This is a genomic window from Paenibacillus sp. FSL M7-0656, from assembly GCF_038003225.1.
In the GTDB taxonomy this organism is placed as follows: Bacteria; Bacillota; Bacilli; order Paenibacillales; family Paenibacillaceae; genus Paenibacillus; species Paenibacillus amylolyticus.
Map to the genome: position 1 here is coordinate 683,034 of NZ_JBBOOT010000001.1, position 17,139 is coordinate 700,172.

Consider the following 17,139-nt stretch of genomic DNA (forward strand, 5'->3'; position numbering starts at 1 on the left):
TTTAAATTGTGTAACTCCCCCGGCCTGAACCCATATGACTCATGATCATTTCGGCAGCTCGCTTGTAACCGCCAGCCTGCCTTAGAGATTCACCAATGAGGTAAGCCTGCCGTCTATAAAGTGAATTGTGTAGCACTTCTGTTAATGCCTCTCTCAAATTAGTTGCACTGAGGTTATGTTTATTTAAAGTAATACCCGCGCCGAGCTCCTGTACCCGATTGGCGACAAGAGGCTGATCCGATGTTAATGGAATCATCACCATTGGAACGTTATAATATAACGCCTCACTTGTGCTGTTCATTCCAGCGTGTGTAATAAAAACATCGGTATGCTGCAGCATGTCCAACTGGGCAATGTATGGCTTGACGATAAAATTAGGTGGTATTTGATCAGCCAGCGGCTCCATATCCGTGTATTTTCCTGAAGATAAAACAACATTCACGGGTAGATCCCCTAATGCTTCAAAACAAAGCTGATAGAAATCCAAATTTTTATTTAAAATCGTACCCATAGCAATGTACACGGTTTGCGGGTACCGTTCACGAAGCAACTCAAACGAGAAGGTCGGAGCATCTTGGCGTGTTATGATCGAAGGACCCGTGAAAATAAAACGATCATCCAGCTTTTCTGCCTGCGGCTGAAAATAACGGCTGGTGTACACGAGCTTTAACTGACCTGTATGTGCCGGAATCTCTTCCATAGCTGGAATACTCACTTGAAGCTCTTCAGCTAACTCCGTTGTGATCTTCATCGTAGCCTCATAAAGCTCCTTCGTCTCCGTCTCATTCAGAACTGAGCTAGATCCCAGAGGCTCCACAAAAGCAAAGGACGCAATCGAGCACACCGCAGGAATTCCCAGTTTTTCTGCAAGAATAGTCCCTCCCCATCCCATCAGGGAATCAAAGATCATATAATCGAACTTTTGATCCTCGATCACCTGTAGCACATTGGGGATGATCCTCCGGATAATACCGCTTACCATCATATAAATGAACTGATAAGAATGCTTGTATTCCTGGGGTTTCAACACCGGATCATGAGAGAAGGCATCTTGTGGAAACGGATAGGTAATGATCTGGGCACCGGTTTGTTCAATTCGGGAACGGTACTCCTCCGTGCACACATAGATGACTTCCTCACCATTGTCTATCAACTGAGTAACTAACCCTAACGATGGATTCACATGTCCTTCAGCTGGAGTAATGACTACTAATACACGTGCCATCTTACCCACCTCCCAATGCAATTAGTCCCCCCGTTCTTCGTGATGTATTTAACGACCCGGTCGTCATCCGTTACATGGTGATGTTGTCCTTCACTTGGTTGATTGGATGATGTTCTTGATGAACGAGTTTGGTAATTCGTAGTGATGCCAAGAAACTTAACAAGACCCATAATAATTGCAGTGTTAACACGATCAAAACACCTGTCGATATGCCCCACTGTAACGTTTCGGACAAGGCAATCAGAGCGCCACCAACGCCAATGCTTACACCCATATAGAAGGAATCCACAAATTGTAGATTCGCGGACATTTCGCCCTCTTTCCTGGGCAAGGCATGTTGTAAAGCAATGGCTGCCGTTGTAGGGTTGGCCAATCCAACACCGAACCCTGTAATCATTTGTGAGAGAAGGATGAGTATAATCCCGCCGTCCGTCAAAATAAGTGCCATGATCACAAGTACAGTTCCAACGATCATAATCCCAATGCCCGTCATAACCCTACCCTTTCGGGCACGACCTTGATCTCGTGCATCAAGCTTGGCTTGTAACCACGCTGCGGCGGACCAGCTCAGAGAACCTGCTGCTACGATGAGACCAGCAAGGTCAGCTGATAACCCCTTCACCTCGGTTAGTGCCAAGATCACAAAACTTTCCGTTGTAAAATAACAAGCAACATATAGACCCCTCGATACCAAAGTAGCAGGCAATCCTTTTTTTACCGAAAAAGTGCCCACAGGCAGCAATTTACGCATTGGTTGGATCATGACGACTAATCCACCCAAAGTGAGTACTATGCCTTTCCAATCGGTTATCATACCAAGTCCTGTGAGTAACAGCCCCGTTCCAACCGCAAGCAGAATCGCATACATAATCTTTGAGTCAGTTGCTCGCGCTGGACCTGACAGATCTTGCTGAAGCTGCAAATTACGGAAAGAATGGAATGTGAGACTCAACGCTATTCCAATCAAGGGTAAAACGATCCAGAAAACATATCGCCACGAGATGTAGGAAGCAATAAGGCCTGCTGCATAAGGTCCGATTAAGGTTGGTAGGACAAATGCCATAGAGAATGCGGCCAGGATTTGAGTACGAAGTGTATCTGGATAATGTAACGTCACACAGGTATAAACACATGTGATCAGGGCCCCCGCTCCAAAACCTTGAAGGCCTCTTCCGGCAATAAGCATGTGCATATCGAAAGAAATAGCGGAGACCACAGTTCCTAACACAAAAACACTAAAAGATATCAGCATGGATGTAAAAACGCCGCGCTTGTCAATCTGCTGACCCATAACCAAAGTTCCAATAAGCTGAGATAACAAAAATGCGCTAAAAATCCAACCGTATAAATGAATACCCTCTAAACTTTGTGCCATTTTCGCGGCAATCGTTGTGATAGCCAGTCCTTCAAAAGCTACGGTTGCCAAAACCAGCATAATCCCAATTGTAGGCGCCCTGTACTGAGCATCAAAAATCCCAATCTGATTGTTGTTTGTCTTCCACACCTCCATAATTTGATGGGTATTATGGTAAAATAAACCTTTTCACTCCCTGAATATACATGAAGTGTTATACTTTGTAAAGTTAAATGTTTAGAAAGTAAGATCATGATTTAGAATAGGGTTCCCATGTTCAATAGGAGATTTTGCTTGAAAATATGCCATGTTCATTACAGTCAATTTGGAGAAGTTCATCCTGCAGGATCCAGGCATCTGTTTTTTCAACAAAGAAATGAAATCCTCCAATGGATTGAACCAATGCGGGATCGACCGGTGTAGCACTCGCATTGATGCCAATTGTAAAAGCATCGGAGCCTCCTCCGACATATTTTGCGTAAATCCTTACATATTGGTCCTCTTCCAATTCCCATTCATTCTTAAATGAATCAATTGCTTGTTCAGATACTACAAATGAAATCATTGCTCTGCACCCCTTCCTACATTAATCACATTTTTTCACTTCGCCACGATAATTGGCCATTCTGAAACTGGCTCCGCATCCACACGAAACTTTGGCATTTGGATTATTCATGGTGAATCCACCTAACATTCCGCTCTCTTCATAGTCAATCTCAAGACCATCAATATATGGAATACTGTTTGCGTGAACCAATATTTTAAATTGCTTTTTATTTAACACAATGTCTTCTTCTGCCTGCTGTTCATCCACGATAAGGGTATAAGATAAACCACTGCATCCCCCTTCATCAACGCCTACTCTAAGAAAGGCATTTTGGATATCCGCACTTGATAAGATCTCAACGATTTTGTCCGATGCTGTATCACTGACCTCAATGATCATCTTTATTCCTCCCGGTGGTATCATTTTGAAATTCGGTATCCCAGTCCATTAGACAGGGTATGAATGCTGCAAGAGCAGCTCCTTTTGGCGTAAGTTCATAAATAATTTGTGTAGGGCGTGTCCGTATTGTTCTTTTGACCAAATGATCATCTTGAAGACCCTTTAAACGTCTGGAGAGGATCATTTCGGAAATGGAAGGAATGTTATCGAATATTTCACCGAATCTCTTCGGGCCTTGAGACAGAGCACATAAAATATGGATCGTCCATTTCGTTCCGATGATGCGATAAGCTGTAAATAGTTTATTCGGATCCTCAGTGAGCAATGGTCTGTACACCCACTTCCTTATTCATCTTCGTGGTGAGATCCGAGTGCTGGCAATGATACTCGTGACGATCAACAAGAGATGGAAACCCATGGCTACAATTAAGCCGGATTGAAGTGACATACCGCCAGCCTGACACACGACAAGAATGGAACCACCAATGCCGATCACTACACCAGGTGTAAAAGAATCTGCAAATTGCAGATTTGCCGAGGTTTGACCCACGCCTTCTTCCCCCGTTTGGGAAAATGCGACAACACCACTAATTGGATGCGCCAATCCAATACCAACTCCTGCAATGATCTGACCAATAACTGCAATGGTAACGGTCACAACAGGTACCCAAAATACGATGGCAATCCCTATGGCAAGTAACAATACGCCAAGAATAATTCTCATATGACGTCCACTGCCCTGATCTGCCGCATCCCACCGTCCTTGCAGATACGCAATGATACACCAACTTAATGCAGCACTCGCCACAATTAATCCGGCCTGAGAAGGTGTAATTCCTTTCACATCGATTAGAGCCAATACCAGGAAATTCTGTGTACTAGTATAGGCAGCGAAGAACAATCCACGTGTTGCCAAAATAGCTGGCATTCCTCTGCGCAACGTAAGTGTTCCCTTCGGTAGCAATTTACGGAGAGGAAATATCATCAATACGAAGCCAATTATGACTAAAACAAATCCCATAATGCTCGGAAGCCTACTTAGACCAACCAGGAAAATCCCTGTACCCAACGTTAAGAGTAACGCCATCCAAGTGGATGAAGATCCGCTATCCCCTCCCGTCTTCTGCACTTTCAATTTCCTAAAGGCAGGTAAACTAAGCAATGCTGAAACCACCAGCACAGGTAAGATCCCCCAGAAAACAAAGCGCCAGGACCACTGATCTGCGATAACTCCTGCTACATATGGACCGAGCATGGACGGAAGAACATAGGCAGTACCAAATGCTCCAAGAATTTTGGCACGTAACTCATCCGGGTAACTTAACGATATAGCTGTATACACACAAGTCATCATAGCTCCGGCACCCAAACCCTGTAGAGCCCGTGATCCTATCATGGTATACATGTCGCCTGCGGTTGCGGCAGCGATCAGCCCTACGATAAACAACAGAAGTGCAAAAGTGAACGGTGCTGCAGGTCCTCTTTTATCAATGATTCGACCGACGACCAGCGTTCCGATAATCTGCGCAAGCAGATAGGTACTGAATATCCATCCGAACAGGCTAAGGCCGTTCAAGTCTCCAGCAATTGAAGGAGCAATGGTGGTGACGGATAAACCTTCGAATCCAACGGCCATCACTGACAAAATAATCCCTATGGTTAGTGCAAAATAACGCGGGCTGAAAATACTTTGATGATTAGACGACATGAAATGTGACCTCCAAGAAAATTGGTATGTATACATCGTATCCGGATACTTAGTAAACATTTTTGTTTATAATGTCTAAGCTACAGTTCGGCTTTGACTTTGTCAACATTTTTGTTTAAAATGTAGTTAGTCATGTAGATTCAGTTCGTCACAAGGAGGTGCACCATGAGCGGAAATCAAACCAAAAAAGATGTCTCGACCAGTACCCGAAGAGCAATTATTAATCTGTTAAAAGAGCGCGGGGGAATGGATGTTGTCACTCTCTCCTCTCAGTTTTCGTTATCCGGAATGGCTATTCGTCAACATCTGAATGCGCTAAAAGGAGAAGGGTTGGTTACCACTATGGAAGAGGCCCGTCCCATGGGTCGCCCCACCAAGTTATGGATATTAACTCCCGCGGCTAATCGTTTTTTCCCAAGTGGATATTCCGATTTATCCGTCAGCCTCATCAATTCGATGAAAGAGGCTTTTGGTACTGAAGGGCTGGACAAGCTGCTGGATGTTCGAAATAAAAATATGCAAGAACAATATCTTCAGCATCTTGGTGATTCATCAGGAGTTAAAGAAAGATTGGAGAAATTGGCCGAAATTCGTACCAATGAAGGTTATATGGCCGAGGTTAAGGAGCAGGATGATGGTAGTCTCCTACTCATTGAGAAACATTGTCCGATCTGTGAAGCGGCCGCGGTATGTACCGGGTTATGCAAGAATGAGCTACATTTATTCAAAACAGTTCTAGGTGATAATGTTCATATTGAACGGGGAGAATACATTCTAGCCGGAGGAAGAAACTGCGTATACACCGTTAGGCAAAATAAGCCATGACCAAAAGAGCAACCTCATTGGAGATTGCTCTCTTGGTTTGGATTTTGAACTGATTAGAACGATTCGGATTTCTCTAAATCATCCTTCATTATACCGGTTATTTCTAACGCTTTCATAATCGTATGTACCCGATTATGTAATTTTGAATTGAGGTAGAGTATAGTAAGAGTGTCGAAAATATACTCTAGGAGGCTACTGCCATGTCACAAAAAATCTGGATGAACCTGCCGGTGAAAGATGTTGTGCAATCCACTACCTTTTTCAATGAGATTGGATTCCATGGGGAGAATGTTGGCAACGAGAGAGCCCAGCTTGTCATAGGCTCAACAACTATTCTACTGTTTCCAGATGCAACGTTTGAGAAATTTACGGGTGCCAAAACTGCAGATACTTCCCATAGCGCAGAAGTGATATTTTCCATTGGTGCTGACAGCAGAGAAGAAGTTGATGCTTTTATTAAAAAAGTCGAGTTAGCTGGAGGAACCATCTTTGGCAAGCCGGGTGAAACAGACGGCTGGATGTACGGCGCAGGATTTGCCGACCTGGACGGTCACCGCTGGAACCTGTTGTATATGGATGAGAGCAAAATGCCGAAACGGTAATGTATAACGCCTATCACTACGTCCGCCTCTTATCCTCCAATTTTGGAACCCTCGAATCGGCTAGTCATGGAGATTCTGAAGTAATTCGTTACGATACTAAAGATAAGGAACACGATTCCTCCAACTACAATATATTGTGTACTTATTCCAGTTACGATTAGTCCACATACACTAGCACCAAGTGTTGTTCCCAGGTTGGAAGAGGTTAGAAAGATCCCATTCGACAGTTCGGGTGCCTCTGGTGCTGCCGATACCACCCAATATTGAGTGATATTGCCCCCTATGCCTCCTATGATCCCCCAAATGAAAATAAGGAAGGCTGTTGGCACACTGAATTGTCCGAAGGTGAACAACAAGATGTATACCGTTATTAATGCAATGGGATACATCTTGATCGTTCTTAAAGGGAAATTAGCGAGCAGTTTCCCTGCTATCATGTTCCCAACCATATTGGCCAAGCCATATAGAAATAACAACACACTGACGGTGTTCCAGTCATATCTTGTCACGGTTTTCAGAAACTCGGCAAGGTAACTATAGACCCCAAATACAGCTCCGTTCATGAAAATCACACCAGCAATGGATAGCCACATCACGGATCTTCTCAATACATACAGATGAGTACCCATAGAGATTCTTTTAGTAACTGGCATTGAGGGCACAAAAAGAAGTGTTGCTACAAATGCGACGATTGTTACGGCGGCAAAGAACAACATCGCATAGAACAACGATGTGCTGGTGGCAATCAAGCTCGAAAGGGGTACTCCAAGTACCATGCCTGCCGACACGCCTACAAATACTTTAGCCACTGCCTTCGGCGCTTCTTCCTTGGGGACTGACGCCGCTGCGACCGTAAATGCCAATGAGCAATAGACAGGATGGAAAAAAGCCGGAACGACACGTGCAATGACCAATACCGTAAAGTTTGATGTGATGGCGGAGACCAGGCTGCCCACAATAAAAATGCCAAGTACAAACAACATGACATGCTTGCGGTTCATGCCCGAAAATAATAAGGGCAAAATGGGGCCAGATATAGCAACCGCAAGCGCAAAAAGACTCACGATCAAACCAGCGGTTGAGATACTGACCTCGTAATTTTCTGCAATCAAAGGCAAGATTCCGATTACGCCCATCTCCGTATTTAAAATACTGAATACACCAAAGGTCAGAATGAATACAAGCAGGTGATTGCGTTTAGTTGTCATATGCCATGGATTTAGAGAGATGCCGGTAAGCATTGATCTCTGTCTGAAGGTTGGCAATTTTCTGCTCTGCAATGTCTATCGCGTCGGCTCCTGCAATAAAGCGTTGCGGCGGTTGGGCCTCGTCAATTGCCGCCTTTACTGCGGCATGTGCATCAGCATTCTCGCAAACATCTAATGGGACAACCATTACATTCTCGGAATCACCAATCGCGCGAACCACTGCATCGGGATTCCGGCCGGTAGCAACAACCTTGTGTCCAGCAGTTAAAGCAGCCTTCGCAATAGTTGTGCCCATACCTCGACCAGCGCCAGTGATAAACCATACTTTTGTCTTATCCATATCATTCATTCCTTTCAATTTCTTCTCCAGTTGCCTTGCTTTTTAGTTTAGCGTTTATACACCACATAGCAAATACTCATATCTTATAACAAGTTATGCTTGAAAGGCATTTCTGTAAGGTTTATTGTAGAATATAAGGGATAAAGGAGGAGTTACGATGGAGATTAGAGTATTGCGTTATTTTCTTACGGTCGCCAGAGAAGGAAGCATTACACGCGCTGCTGATTTCTTGCATGTTACGCAGCCCACCTTGTCCAGACAATTGAAAGACCTTGAACAAGAGTTGGGAAAGAAATTATTTATTCGCAGTAGTTACAGTATTATTCTCACAGATGAAGGTATGCTTTTAAGAAATAGAGCTGAAGAAATTGTAGGTATGGTTGATAAATTAGAGGCAGAATTTGAATCCATGGAAGAAACCATAAGTGGAGATATTTATATAGGCGGTGGAGAAACGGAAGCCATGAAACAGATTGCAAGAGTGGCAAAAGAAGTTCAGAATAAATATCCCAATATACGCTATCACCTATACAGCGGCAACGAAGATGATGTAACTGAGCGGCTCGACAAGGGGCTCCTTGACTTCGGTATTCTAATCCAGCCAGCGGATGTCTCCAAATATAACTATATCAATTTCTCCGACAAGGATGTTTGGGGAGTGGTCATGAGAAAAGAAAGTCCACTCGCCTCCAAAGATACGATTCGATCTACAGATTTATTACATGTTCCACTGATCTGTTCACGACAGTCAATGAAGCAGACATTTTCAAAAAATGAGTTTGCGGATTGGTTTGGCGAAGATTTTGACAAATTAAACGTCGTTACTACATACAATCTTGCATATAATGCTGCCATTATGGTTGAAGAAGGCATTGGTTATGCATTAACACTTGATAAAATAGTGAATACGTCCAGTGAAAGCGATCTTTGTTTCAGACCTCTAGAGCCAAGACTTGAATCTGGGTTAAATATCGTTTGGAAAAAACATCAGGTCTTTTCGACTGCTGCGGATTTGTTTTTAAAAGAAATTCAGGCTAAATTTTAGACTGATAAAGGGATTAACGTTAGTATAAGAAGAAACCCACCGGAGTTTAATTCTCGGTGGGTTTCTTTATGACTTGTTCAATCCCGAGCAAAATAAGCTTCAAGCCGAACTCGAAAGCTCCGTCGGTTCCCATCACCTCAAACAGACCGTTCTTATACATCCTGCTAAAGAGTCCAGCTTCCTTCTCACTCATAGAATCCAGAAGATGTATCATCTCTTCACCCTGAAGTGCTTCCTGGTCCTTAATAACAGCAGAGATATTGCGCTGATGCTGATAATCGTCGAGTACGAAATAGAATACATAGTTGACCAGTGTAAGAACGGCCTGTAATTTCTGCTCTTGCTCTAGCGGTGTTGATTCCATGCAGAGCAACATGCGGTTGGTGAAGCGGATCATGTCCGGTTCATGGGGCAACGTCATCATCATGAGCTGTGTGGAGCACGGGTATCTGCTGAGCACACTCCGTACCGTCACCGCAAGCCCCTCCATCTGCTCCTTCCAGTTCCCTTCAGTATGGAACTCGTCCAGAATAATTTTCGATATCTGGTTGGCCAGACGCTGGTAGAGCGTCTGCTTGCTCTTGAAGTACCAGTATAGAGATGGAGCCTGAATCCCCAGCTTGTCTGCCAAGCGTCTCATGCTGAATTTCTCGATGCCCTCTTCCCCGAGAAGCTCCCACGAAATTTCCAAAATCTTATCTTCCGAAATCTGAGGCTGTTGTTTTTTCATCGATATCCGCCCTTTTATCTAACAGTGTAAGTTTATGCTTTACAGGTTCATAAGTTCATGATAACATCTAACACTGTAAGGTTCAATCTAACGGTGTTAGATTAGATCAATATTAACGAAGAAAGTAGTGACCCACATGGATGCAGAAAACCTCCATTACTTTGAAAAAGCACCAATCGCCAAAGCCGTAGCTCATTTTGCTGTCCCAATGATGCTAGGCACGTCAATGAGTGTTATTTACTCCATCTTGAATGCCTATTTCCTTGGCACACTGGGTAATACGGCAATGTTAACCGCACTCGCATTAACTTTACCTTTATTCGCGGTTATCATGGCCCTTGGTAATTTAATTGGTATAGGCAGCGGCACATTCATCTCCCGTTTGCTGGGAGAGAAAAAAGTAGATGATCTGAAGCATGTATCTTCATTTGCCTTTTACAGCAGTTTAGTTCTCGGAATTATTGTGATGGCCGTTGGGCTCCCGCTGATTGAACCAATCGTTCATGGGCTGGGGGCAACGCCAGAGTCCTTCGGATTTACGAAAGAGTATGTCACGATTATGCTTATGGGTTCACCCTTCGTCATCTTATTCTTCACCCTGGAGAATATCGTGCGCTCAGAAGGTTCAGCAATGACTTCTATGACCGGTATGATTCTCAGTGTTGTTATAAATATTATCCTTGATGCATTATTCATTTTTGTCTTCCATTGGGGTGTGATTGGCGTTGCATCTGCTACCGTCATCTCCAACTTGGTTGCGAGTGCATTTTACGCTTACCATATGAGTTATAAGAGCCAATTCTTAACCGTCTCCCTGAAATGGTTCAAGGTGACCAAGGACATCCTGAGCAATGTGTTCAAAATCGGTGTTCCCGTCTTTGTTATGAGTGTCTTCTTGGGTGCAATGTCGCTTATTCTTAACCTTTTTCTTGTCGAATATGGGGATCAGGCCGTTGCGGGGTATGGAATATCATCACGTTTACTGCAATTTCCTGAATTTATTCTGATGGGCTTGTGCGAGGGAGTTGTGCCGTTGATTGCCTTCTCATTCACAGCGAACAAATTACGTATGAAACAAACGATTGGATTCACGATCAAAGCTATTTTGGGCTTAGCCGTCCTGTTTGGTGTTATCGTTTATCTAATCTCTGACCACTTGATTGGTTTATTTACGACTGACCCGCAATTAATTGAAATGGGTAGCTACATTCTGCATGTAACCTTCTTATCCTTGTTTATTACAGGAATGACTTCTTTGTTTATGGGGATCTTCCAAGCAACAGCCCAAGGAACCGCCGCGTTTGTTATGTCCATAATTCAAGGGATTACACTAATTCCTATATTGTATATCGCTAATCAAATGAATGGCTTTCATGGAGTGATCTGGTCGCTCGTTATTGCGGATGCCGTGGCTTTCCTAGTTGGGGCCATTATGTTATATGTTTTGCGGACCAAATTGCAGCCGGATCTGGAACATTTGGCACAGTAGTTAACGTATAACACGCAAAAAGGCAGGATAAGGGCGCTCCCTGACCCTGCTCTTTCATTTCGAAATGACAATTATCTATCTGGTGATACGAAGAGATCGTAAACCCTCTGTTATAAGGAAAAAGCGGTCAACATATGTTCTATTTCATCCATATACCCATCCACTGTAATGCTTCTCGGAGCAAACAGAAATCGTAGTAATTGTTTCCATTCCGAGCCTGCAATAGAGGTTGGTAACATCGAATGTTCTGTATTAGAGAAGATTTTCACATGAAGCAAGGAAGATGGCTGAATTCCTTTACGGTATGCTTGCTCTGTATCAACAATGTCCACATTCACATCATCTTCTCCAAGCAGAAGGAGTACAGGGGTTTTGAAATGATGCAAATCCGCCGTGGCATCTGAAGCAAAATTTTTCTTTATGAAGTTCCAGCGTTCTTTGGAAATCAGATCATGCTCTCGAGCAATCTTGGTGTACTCTTCATATGTGCCATGTTTCTTTAAAATCTCTTTAATCTGGTTTTCATAATCGACCTGATTTTGAATCTCCTCCGTGGAATGACCGTCTTTCGCCATTTGGCTACGTGTGTTGTATTCTCCCTGTTCCAACCAGTTTATCGCTGGTGATACCAAGATACTGAAGGCGAGATGTTCTTTCCCAGCAAGCTTAGGAATCACCCAGCCTGCTTGGCTGGCACCCCATACGCCTATTTTGGAATCATCAATGATGGATTGTTCTTTCGCCCATGCAATTGCGTGTTGTGCCTCCACAACACGATCATCCATGCTTTGATCTAGCCAGTTTCCCTCTGAACCCCCAATTCCTCGTTTATCTAGCGACAAGGATGCATACCCAATCGATGCCAGTCGCTCCCATAACGGTTTGTATCCCTCACCATGAGTAGAGTCTATCGGACCGTCACCATGAATAAACAGTACTAGACCTAACTTGCCTGAATGGTTTCTGGGTAACGTGAGGGTACCTGTTAACTTACCCTGTGGAGATTGAATTTCAATGGTTTGTTCCTCCATGTCAAAATCACTTTGATCGACTATGTACAGTCCTGCACCAACCATCAGTAAGATTGCCACAATAACTGAGATGTATCGTTTTTTCCAATTAAACATAACTATCTCCTTTGTAAATCATGTAATGCCATTGGTTTTCGCCTAAGAGCAGGCCGGTCAGAAAGCTGTTTGTGCTATACTGCTTGCGAAATTGATAGCGTTCATATAACTGTATCGCTTGATGATTCTGACTTGCCACATGCAAGCTAAGAGATGACATTGATTTGGATTGCAACATATATTTCTGTGCCCATTGAAGCAACTGCGTACCAATTCCCTTGCCTTGGTGCTGTGGATGTACAACCAGATCTTCCACATAACATTCGCCTAATGTAGGAGTATGCTTCAGCAGATGTAAACCAGTTATTAACTGAAGCAGTTTCCACATGCCAACTCTATTGCAGTGGCTCCACCAATGAGGATTGGCACGAACGCTTGTTATTGCTGCTCTGTTATCTGCTTCCTTCCATTTCAAGCACATGGTGCCAACAATCTCCTCATTTTCACGAGCAATGATACGAAGAGTACTTTGTTCCATGGGCGGATGATTGAGCAACTGTTCAAATACGTAAGCCAGATCAGTTATGGACAATGAAGTTATCTTTTGAAATTTGTGTCCAAAACCATAAGCCATGAGTTCAGCAACAGCTTGATGAAACTGGGGACAAACGGGTTCTATCTGAATGGAAGTTGTCACTGTGTGTCTCCCCTAATCGATCATTTGTAACAACAGCTCATAATGAAGCTTTTCTGGTGTGAATAAAGATAAATAAGATTTTTCTACCATAATAAGTGGACCGTGATAGGGATAGCCCTGATCTTCTGCGTAAGCATAAAATTCGTTGATATGTTCTTTGAGTTCAGCTTCAATTTGTACATATACATGACGAGAAAGGTATTTTCCTCTAGGCAAAACTAAATCGTTCGCTCCCTCCTTTTGTGTATAAATTCCTACGGTGTCCGTCTCATCGTACGCATAATGGATGTCGGCTTCAAATAAATTGGGAATGTTTTCTTTAAGTTGGATCAGTTGTCTTGCTTGCAAGTACTCTTGCGCTTCCATATGGAACCACAGGGATAAGTGAATCTCCTCACGAGTATCAATATAATAAGTCACTTGATCCTCAAGCGGAATATGCTCTTGCTCATGCAACAACTTGCTGATAAGGTGCTTTGTTTGCTGAAGCTGAGTGATGGCTGCTTCCGTGTCTGCCAACGCTTGGCGAAATAATGATGTGATTTGAACGGTTGTCAGATTACTCAAACATTCCTTGATCATTTGAACAGACAGTCCCATTTTGCGAAGCAACAAAATATGAGATAGACGGTAAATTTCATCTACCCCATACATCCTGTATTGGTTTTCTGCAATATAAGCAGGGGCCAACACCTCTTTTTCTTCGAAGTATCGAATTTGATGTACAGAGACTTTCATCAGCTTTGCCAGCTCACTAATCGTAATTTCATCACTCAACCAATTCACCACCTTTGCTGTTTTTCATATTACAAGCATAAACCTTAGGTCTGACCTAAGGTCAAGTTTTTATTTTAGCCTCTCCTGATAACAAAAAAACCACGGCACCAGATTCGGTACCGCAGTTTATTAATCAATCATCCTATTGGATTTGTTTCATGTAAGATTTGAATTCCTCGGCAATTTCTTTATATTTCGTATGATGCAGGTAATGTGAACCTTCCATTGGGATCATTTTGCCCTGCGCGGATTGTTTGGCTTGTGCTTCATGTAGCGGAATCCACTGCGGGTTTTTCTCGTTATTGGAAAGAACAAAGAGAAGCACTGGCAGATCACTAGGATACGTGAGTTTTTCTCCATTTTTGAAATTGGAACCCAGATGTTTAAGCTCATTTACTAATGTCGGATTTGTCGAGACTTGATTCGAAATCAACTTCATCTGTTCTTTGGTATGTTCATCATAGTCAAGTGATGCATATGAATCACCACTCACTTTATTGAGTACTCTCATTAAGCCTGATTTTTGAAGGAATTTCATTAAGTTTAAAGGTAATTTAACATCCATGCCAGGTTGATTCGGAACACTGCTATCGATCCCGACAAAAGCAGAGACTTCATCCGGATACGTGTTCACATAAGTCGCCGCGTACAGTCCCGTGATGGAATGCCCCATCAGAATATAACGATCTATACCGAGCTGCTGTACAGCTTCATGAATTTCACTAACAATATTCTCGGTGGTTCTCTCCTTTTCGGTTTGGTCGCTTAACCCATAACCGAAAGGCTCAATCGCCACAACTTTGTAATCAGAAGTTAATTCATCGATTAACAATTTGAAATCAAGTACTGGTGACGGTGTTCCTTGTCCGGGAAGTAGCACGATGGTTTGTTCGCCGCTACCTTGAATGGATACATTCATATTCTTCCCATCAACATTGACATATTGGCCGTACGATTCGATTTTCTTTTTCTCTGCCCCATTACTTATCGTATGAACGACAAACGTGATGCCCATGAACAGCACCAGCGCGCCGACAATACCACCTATTATTTTCAACCATAAGTTCCGTTTTTTACGGCCCTTAGTCCCCGTTGTTGTTACATCCACTGCTTCTGCCATTTCCATCTTCTCCTGTCGTTTATATCTGTAGAGCCGCTCTTGCGACATAGGTATAGTGTAACCATGGAAGATGTCCCCTTCGTGACGGGAATATGAACGGAGTATGAACTACATAAAAAAAGAGAGCTGCTTGTTGAGAGCAGTTCTCCATAGGATAAGACAGTTTTAGTGGTCCAGGAACACAAGTTGAATGAAGAACAATACCGCAAAAATGTAGAAGATGGGATGAACATCTTTACCTTTTCCACGAAGCAGCTTGAGTACCGGATAAAAGATGAAACCTACGCCGATGCCTGTTGCAATACTGTGCGTCAATGGAGTAAGGATGATAATCAGGAAGGCAGGAAATGCTTCTTCGAGATCATCCCATTTGATTTTGCTGATAACGTTAATCATAAAGTATCCAACAATAATCAGTGCCGGAGAAGTGATCGCCGGGATGCTTGATATTACACTTACGATCGGTGTGAAGAACAAGGTCAGCGCAAGCAGCACACTTACCGTTACCGCTGTCAGTCCCGTTCTTCCTCCTGCAGCTACCCCTGTGCTGGATTCGATGTAAGCCGATGTTGGACTTGTTCCGAGCAAAGCACCTGAGGTTGTTCCTACGGCATCTGCCAATAATGCGCCACGCGAGCGTGGAAATTTACCATCCTTAAGCAATCCTGCTTGTTCAGCAACGCCGAGCATCGTGCCTGTCGTATCAAACAGCGTGATCAACAAGAAGGTAAATATGATTGTATATAAGCCATTCGAGAATACCCCTGCCAGATCCAGTTGCAAAGCCGTTGACGCGAGGCCTTGCGGCATGGATACAATCGATTCCGGCATTTGGAATAGTCCCATGATCCAGGCAAGTATCGCTGTTACCACCATTCCGATGAACAGGTAACCTTTCACATTATAAGCCATCAGCACAACGGTAATAATCAATCCGATAATGGTCAGATAAGCCATTGGCTCAGCCAAGTTTCCGATCGTAATCAAATTCGATTCTGAATCGGCAATAATCCCGGCATTTTGCAAACCTACCGTTGTAATAAACAATCCGATCCCTGCGGTTATGGCATGTTTTAAGCTAGCAGGAATTGCATCTAGCAACATGTAACGGAATGAAGTCAGTGATAAAATAATAAACAAAATCCCTGCTATAAATACTGCTCCCAGTGCAACCTGCCAAGATACGCCATATCCGGCAACTACGCTATAGGCAAAGAATGCATTCAGGCCCATACCCGGCGCGATGACGATTGGATAATTGGACCATATTCCCATAATCAGAGTTCCCACAATACTTGCCAGTACCGTTGCTATGAATACTCCGTTAAAGTCCATGCCTGTGCTGCTGAGTATTCCTGGGTTTACGATAACTATGTATACCATTGTGAAAAATGTTGTAACCCCTGCGATAATTTCTGTGGGGATAGTCGTGCCTCGTTCTTTAAGTTTGAACCATTTGTCCATGGTAAAGCCAGCCTCCAACTTTCAAATTATACTCCAAAGCTAAAAACAAAAAATCCTAATCTTCATATAGGATTGTAATATTGTCGCTCCTATATTCGTTGTTAGGATTTAAAGATTCAACAGCTAAGCTCTAAACTAAACATAAAGATACTCATATCTGTTTTCAACCTGAAGTCCATTTCGTATTCTAATTAAAATTACATGCAATGTCAATGAATTAACGATTTGTTCACAGTTATTTACGAACTATCCAGGCATTATATCTTGCATTCATTCGTTTTTAGAATAGAGTAAGTACGTATCGCTCAATGTCTGCGATATATGAAGAAAAGACTGCCAGCAATGTTCACTGACAGTCTTTTGCTTAATTCGTAGTAGGTTTCTCTTCATATTCGCTGGATAATTCTTTTAGCGATTTGATTTTGCCAGGGGGATGCTGTTCTTGCTTTCGTGACTTCCAGGCAGCTTCTTTTCTTTTCTTCTGGTCAGCCATACAAGATATCCTCCTCTGGAAACTGAGATGTTTACTACTTCTTTATGAT

At 43.1% G+C, this 17,139-nt stretch carries 19 protein-coding genes; 4 read left to right on the forward strand and 15 right to left on the reverse strand.

The features are described from left to right. Position 1: 1 nt before the first annotated feature. The 6 genes from MHI01_RS02915 to MHI01_RS02935 form a co-directional block, all read right to left on the reverse strand. Complete coding sequence (locus tag MHI01_RS02915; protein ID WP_036671332.1) at positions 2 to 1,225, reverse strand: macrolide family glycosyltransferase; 1,224 nt, start codon at positions 1,223 to 1,225, stop codon at positions 2 to 4. 70 nt (positions 1,226 to 1,295) lie between these two features. Continuing rightward, the gene (locus MHI01_RS02920; RefSeq protein WP_340982481.1) at positions 1,296 to 2,735 is read right to left on the reverse strand and encodes an MFS transporter; all 1,440 of its coding nucleotides are present in this window, start codon (positions 2,733 to 2,735) and stop codon (positions 1,296 to 1,298) included. A 121-nt stretch (positions 2,736 to 2,856) separates the two neighbouring features. Further along, positions 2,857 to 3,144 carry a HesB/YadR/YfhF family protein gene (locus MHI01_RS02925; protein ID WP_340982482.1) on the reverse strand — a complete coding sequence of 96 codons (288 nt, stop codon included), beginning with the start codon at positions 3,142 to 3,144 and terminating at the stop codon, positions 2,857 to 2,859. Between the two features lie 21 nt (positions 3,145 to 3,165). After that, a complete protein-coding gene (locus tag MHI01_RS02930) occupies positions 3,166 to 3,525 on the reverse strand; it encodes a HesB/IscA family protein (protein WP_017688344.1) in 360 nt (119 codons plus the stop codon). Next, positions 3,515 to 3,862: a winged helix-turn-helix transcriptional regulator gene (locus tag MHI01_RS30970; RefSeq protein WP_445744892.1), complete on the reverse strand. Its 348-nt coding sequence runs from the start codon at positions 3,860 to 3,862 to the stop codon at positions 3,515 to 3,517. Before MHI01_RS30970 ends, MHI01_RS02930 begins: the two co-directional genes overlap by 11 nt. Positions 3,863 to 3,874: 12 nt before the next feature. Continuing rightward, on the reverse strand, positions 3,875 to 5,233 hold the full coding sequence (locus MHI01_RS02935) for an MFS transporter (protein ID WP_076317829.1): 1,359 nt from the start codon (positions 5,231 to 5,233) through the stop codon (positions 3,875 to 3,877). 165 nt (positions 5,234 to 5,398) lie between these two features. Between MHI01_RS02935 and MHI01_RS02940 the strand changes: the two genes are divergently transcribed. Both MHI01_RS02940 and MHI01_RS02945 read left to right on the forward strand, forming a co-directional pair. Then, positions 5,399 to 6,058, forward strand: coding sequence for a helix-turn-helix transcriptional regulator (locus tag MHI01_RS02940; RefSeq protein ID WP_076317830.1), 660 nt, complete (start codon positions 5,399 to 5,401; stop codon positions 6,056 to 6,058). A 200-nt stretch (positions 6,059 to 6,258) separates the two neighbouring features. Further along, positions 6,259 to 6,660, forward strand: coding sequence for a VOC family protein (locus tag MHI01_RS02945; RefSeq protein ID WP_340904707.1), 402 nt, complete (start codon positions 6,259 to 6,261; stop codon positions 6,658 to 6,660). Between the two features lie 29 nt (positions 6,661 to 6,689). Here the strand turns inward: MHI01_RS02945 and MHI01_RS02950 are convergent, their stop codons facing one another. Both MHI01_RS02950 and MHI01_RS02955 read right to left on the reverse strand, forming a co-directional pair. Next, on the reverse strand, positions 6,690 to 7,868 hold the full coding sequence (locus tag MHI01_RS02950) for an MFS transporter (protein WP_340904704.1): 1,179 nt from the start codon (positions 7,866 to 7,868) through the stop codon (positions 6,690 to 6,692). After that, positions 7,858 to 8,217 carry an SDR family NAD(P)-dependent oxidoreductase gene (locus tag MHI01_RS02955; protein WP_340982484.1) on the reverse strand — a complete coding sequence of 120 codons (360 nt, stop codon included), beginning with the start codon at positions 8,215 to 8,217 and terminating at the stop codon, positions 7,858 to 7,860. The genes MHI01_RS02950 and MHI01_RS02955 overlap by 11 nt, the downstream gene beginning before the upstream one ends. Before the next feature lie 148 nt (positions 8,218 to 8,365). Here MHI01_RS02955 and MHI01_RS02960 point away from each other — a divergent pair, with 148 nt between their 5' ends. Further along, complete coding sequence (locus MHI01_RS02960; protein WP_036615607.1) at positions 8,366 to 9,253, forward strand: LysR family transcriptional regulator; 888 nt, start codon at positions 8,366 to 8,368, stop codon at positions 9,251 to 9,253. A 46-nt stretch (positions 9,254 to 9,299) separates the two neighbouring features. Here the strand turns inward: MHI01_RS02960 and MHI01_RS02965 are convergent, their stop codons facing one another. Continuing rightward, positions 9,300 to 9,983: a TetR/AcrR family transcriptional regulator C-terminal domain-containing protein gene (locus tag MHI01_RS02965; protein WP_340904700.1), complete on the reverse strand. Its 684-nt coding sequence runs from the start codon at positions 9,981 to 9,983 to the stop codon at positions 9,300 to 9,302. 136 nt (positions 9,984 to 10,119) lie between these two features. Between MHI01_RS02965 and MHI01_RS02970 the strand changes: the two genes are divergently transcribed. Beyond that, positions 10,120 to 11,472: an MATE family efflux transporter gene (locus MHI01_RS02970; RefSeq protein WP_036615611.1), complete on the forward strand. Its 1,353-nt coding sequence runs from the start codon at positions 10,120 to 10,122 to the stop codon at positions 11,470 to 11,472. 110 nt (positions 11,473 to 11,582) lie between these two features. Here the strand turns inward: MHI01_RS02970 and MHI01_RS02975 are convergent, their stop codons facing one another. The 6 genes from MHI01_RS02975 to MHI01_RS03000 form a co-directional block, all read right to left on the reverse strand. Further along, a complete protein-coding gene (locus MHI01_RS02975; RefSeq protein WP_339187190.1) occupies positions 11,583 to 12,599 on the reverse strand; it encodes an alpha/beta hydrolase family protein in 1,017 nt (338 codons plus the stop codon). Continuing rightward, positions 12,592 to 13,236 (reverse strand): GNAT family N-acetyltransferase, encoded by a 645-nt coding sequence (locus MHI01_RS02980; RefSeq protein WP_338706052.1) that lies wholly within the window; start codon positions 13,234 to 13,236, stop codon positions 12,592 to 12,594. Before MHI01_RS02980 ends, MHI01_RS02975 begins: the two co-directional genes overlap by 8 nt. Positions 13,237 to 13,248: 12 nt before the next feature. Then, positions 13,249 to 14,013 carry a MerR family transcriptional regulator gene (locus MHI01_RS02985; RefSeq protein WP_340904697.1) on the reverse strand — a complete coding sequence of 255 codons (765 nt, stop codon included), beginning with the start codon at positions 14,011 to 14,013 and terminating at the stop codon, positions 13,249 to 13,251. A 142-nt stretch (positions 14,014 to 14,155) separates the two neighbouring features. Beyond that, a complete protein-coding gene (locus MHI01_RS02990) occupies positions 14,156 to 15,133 on the reverse strand; it encodes an alpha/beta hydrolase (protein WP_339187193.1) in 978 nt (325 codons plus the stop codon). A 165-nt stretch (positions 15,134 to 15,298) separates the two neighbouring features. Then, on the reverse strand, positions 15,299 to 16,597 hold the full coding sequence (locus tag MHI01_RS02995) for an NCS2 family permease (RefSeq protein WP_017688352.1): 1,299 nt from the start codon (positions 16,595 to 16,597) through the stop codon (positions 15,299 to 15,301). Between the two features lie 364 nt (positions 16,598 to 16,961). Further along, the gene (locus tag MHI01_RS03000; protein WP_340982485.1) at positions 16,962 to 17,090 is read right to left on the reverse strand and encodes a DUF6254 family protein; all 129 of its coding nucleotides are present in this window, start codon (positions 17,088 to 17,090) and stop codon (positions 16,962 to 16,964) included. Positions 17,091 to 17,139 lie beyond the last annotated feature (49 nt).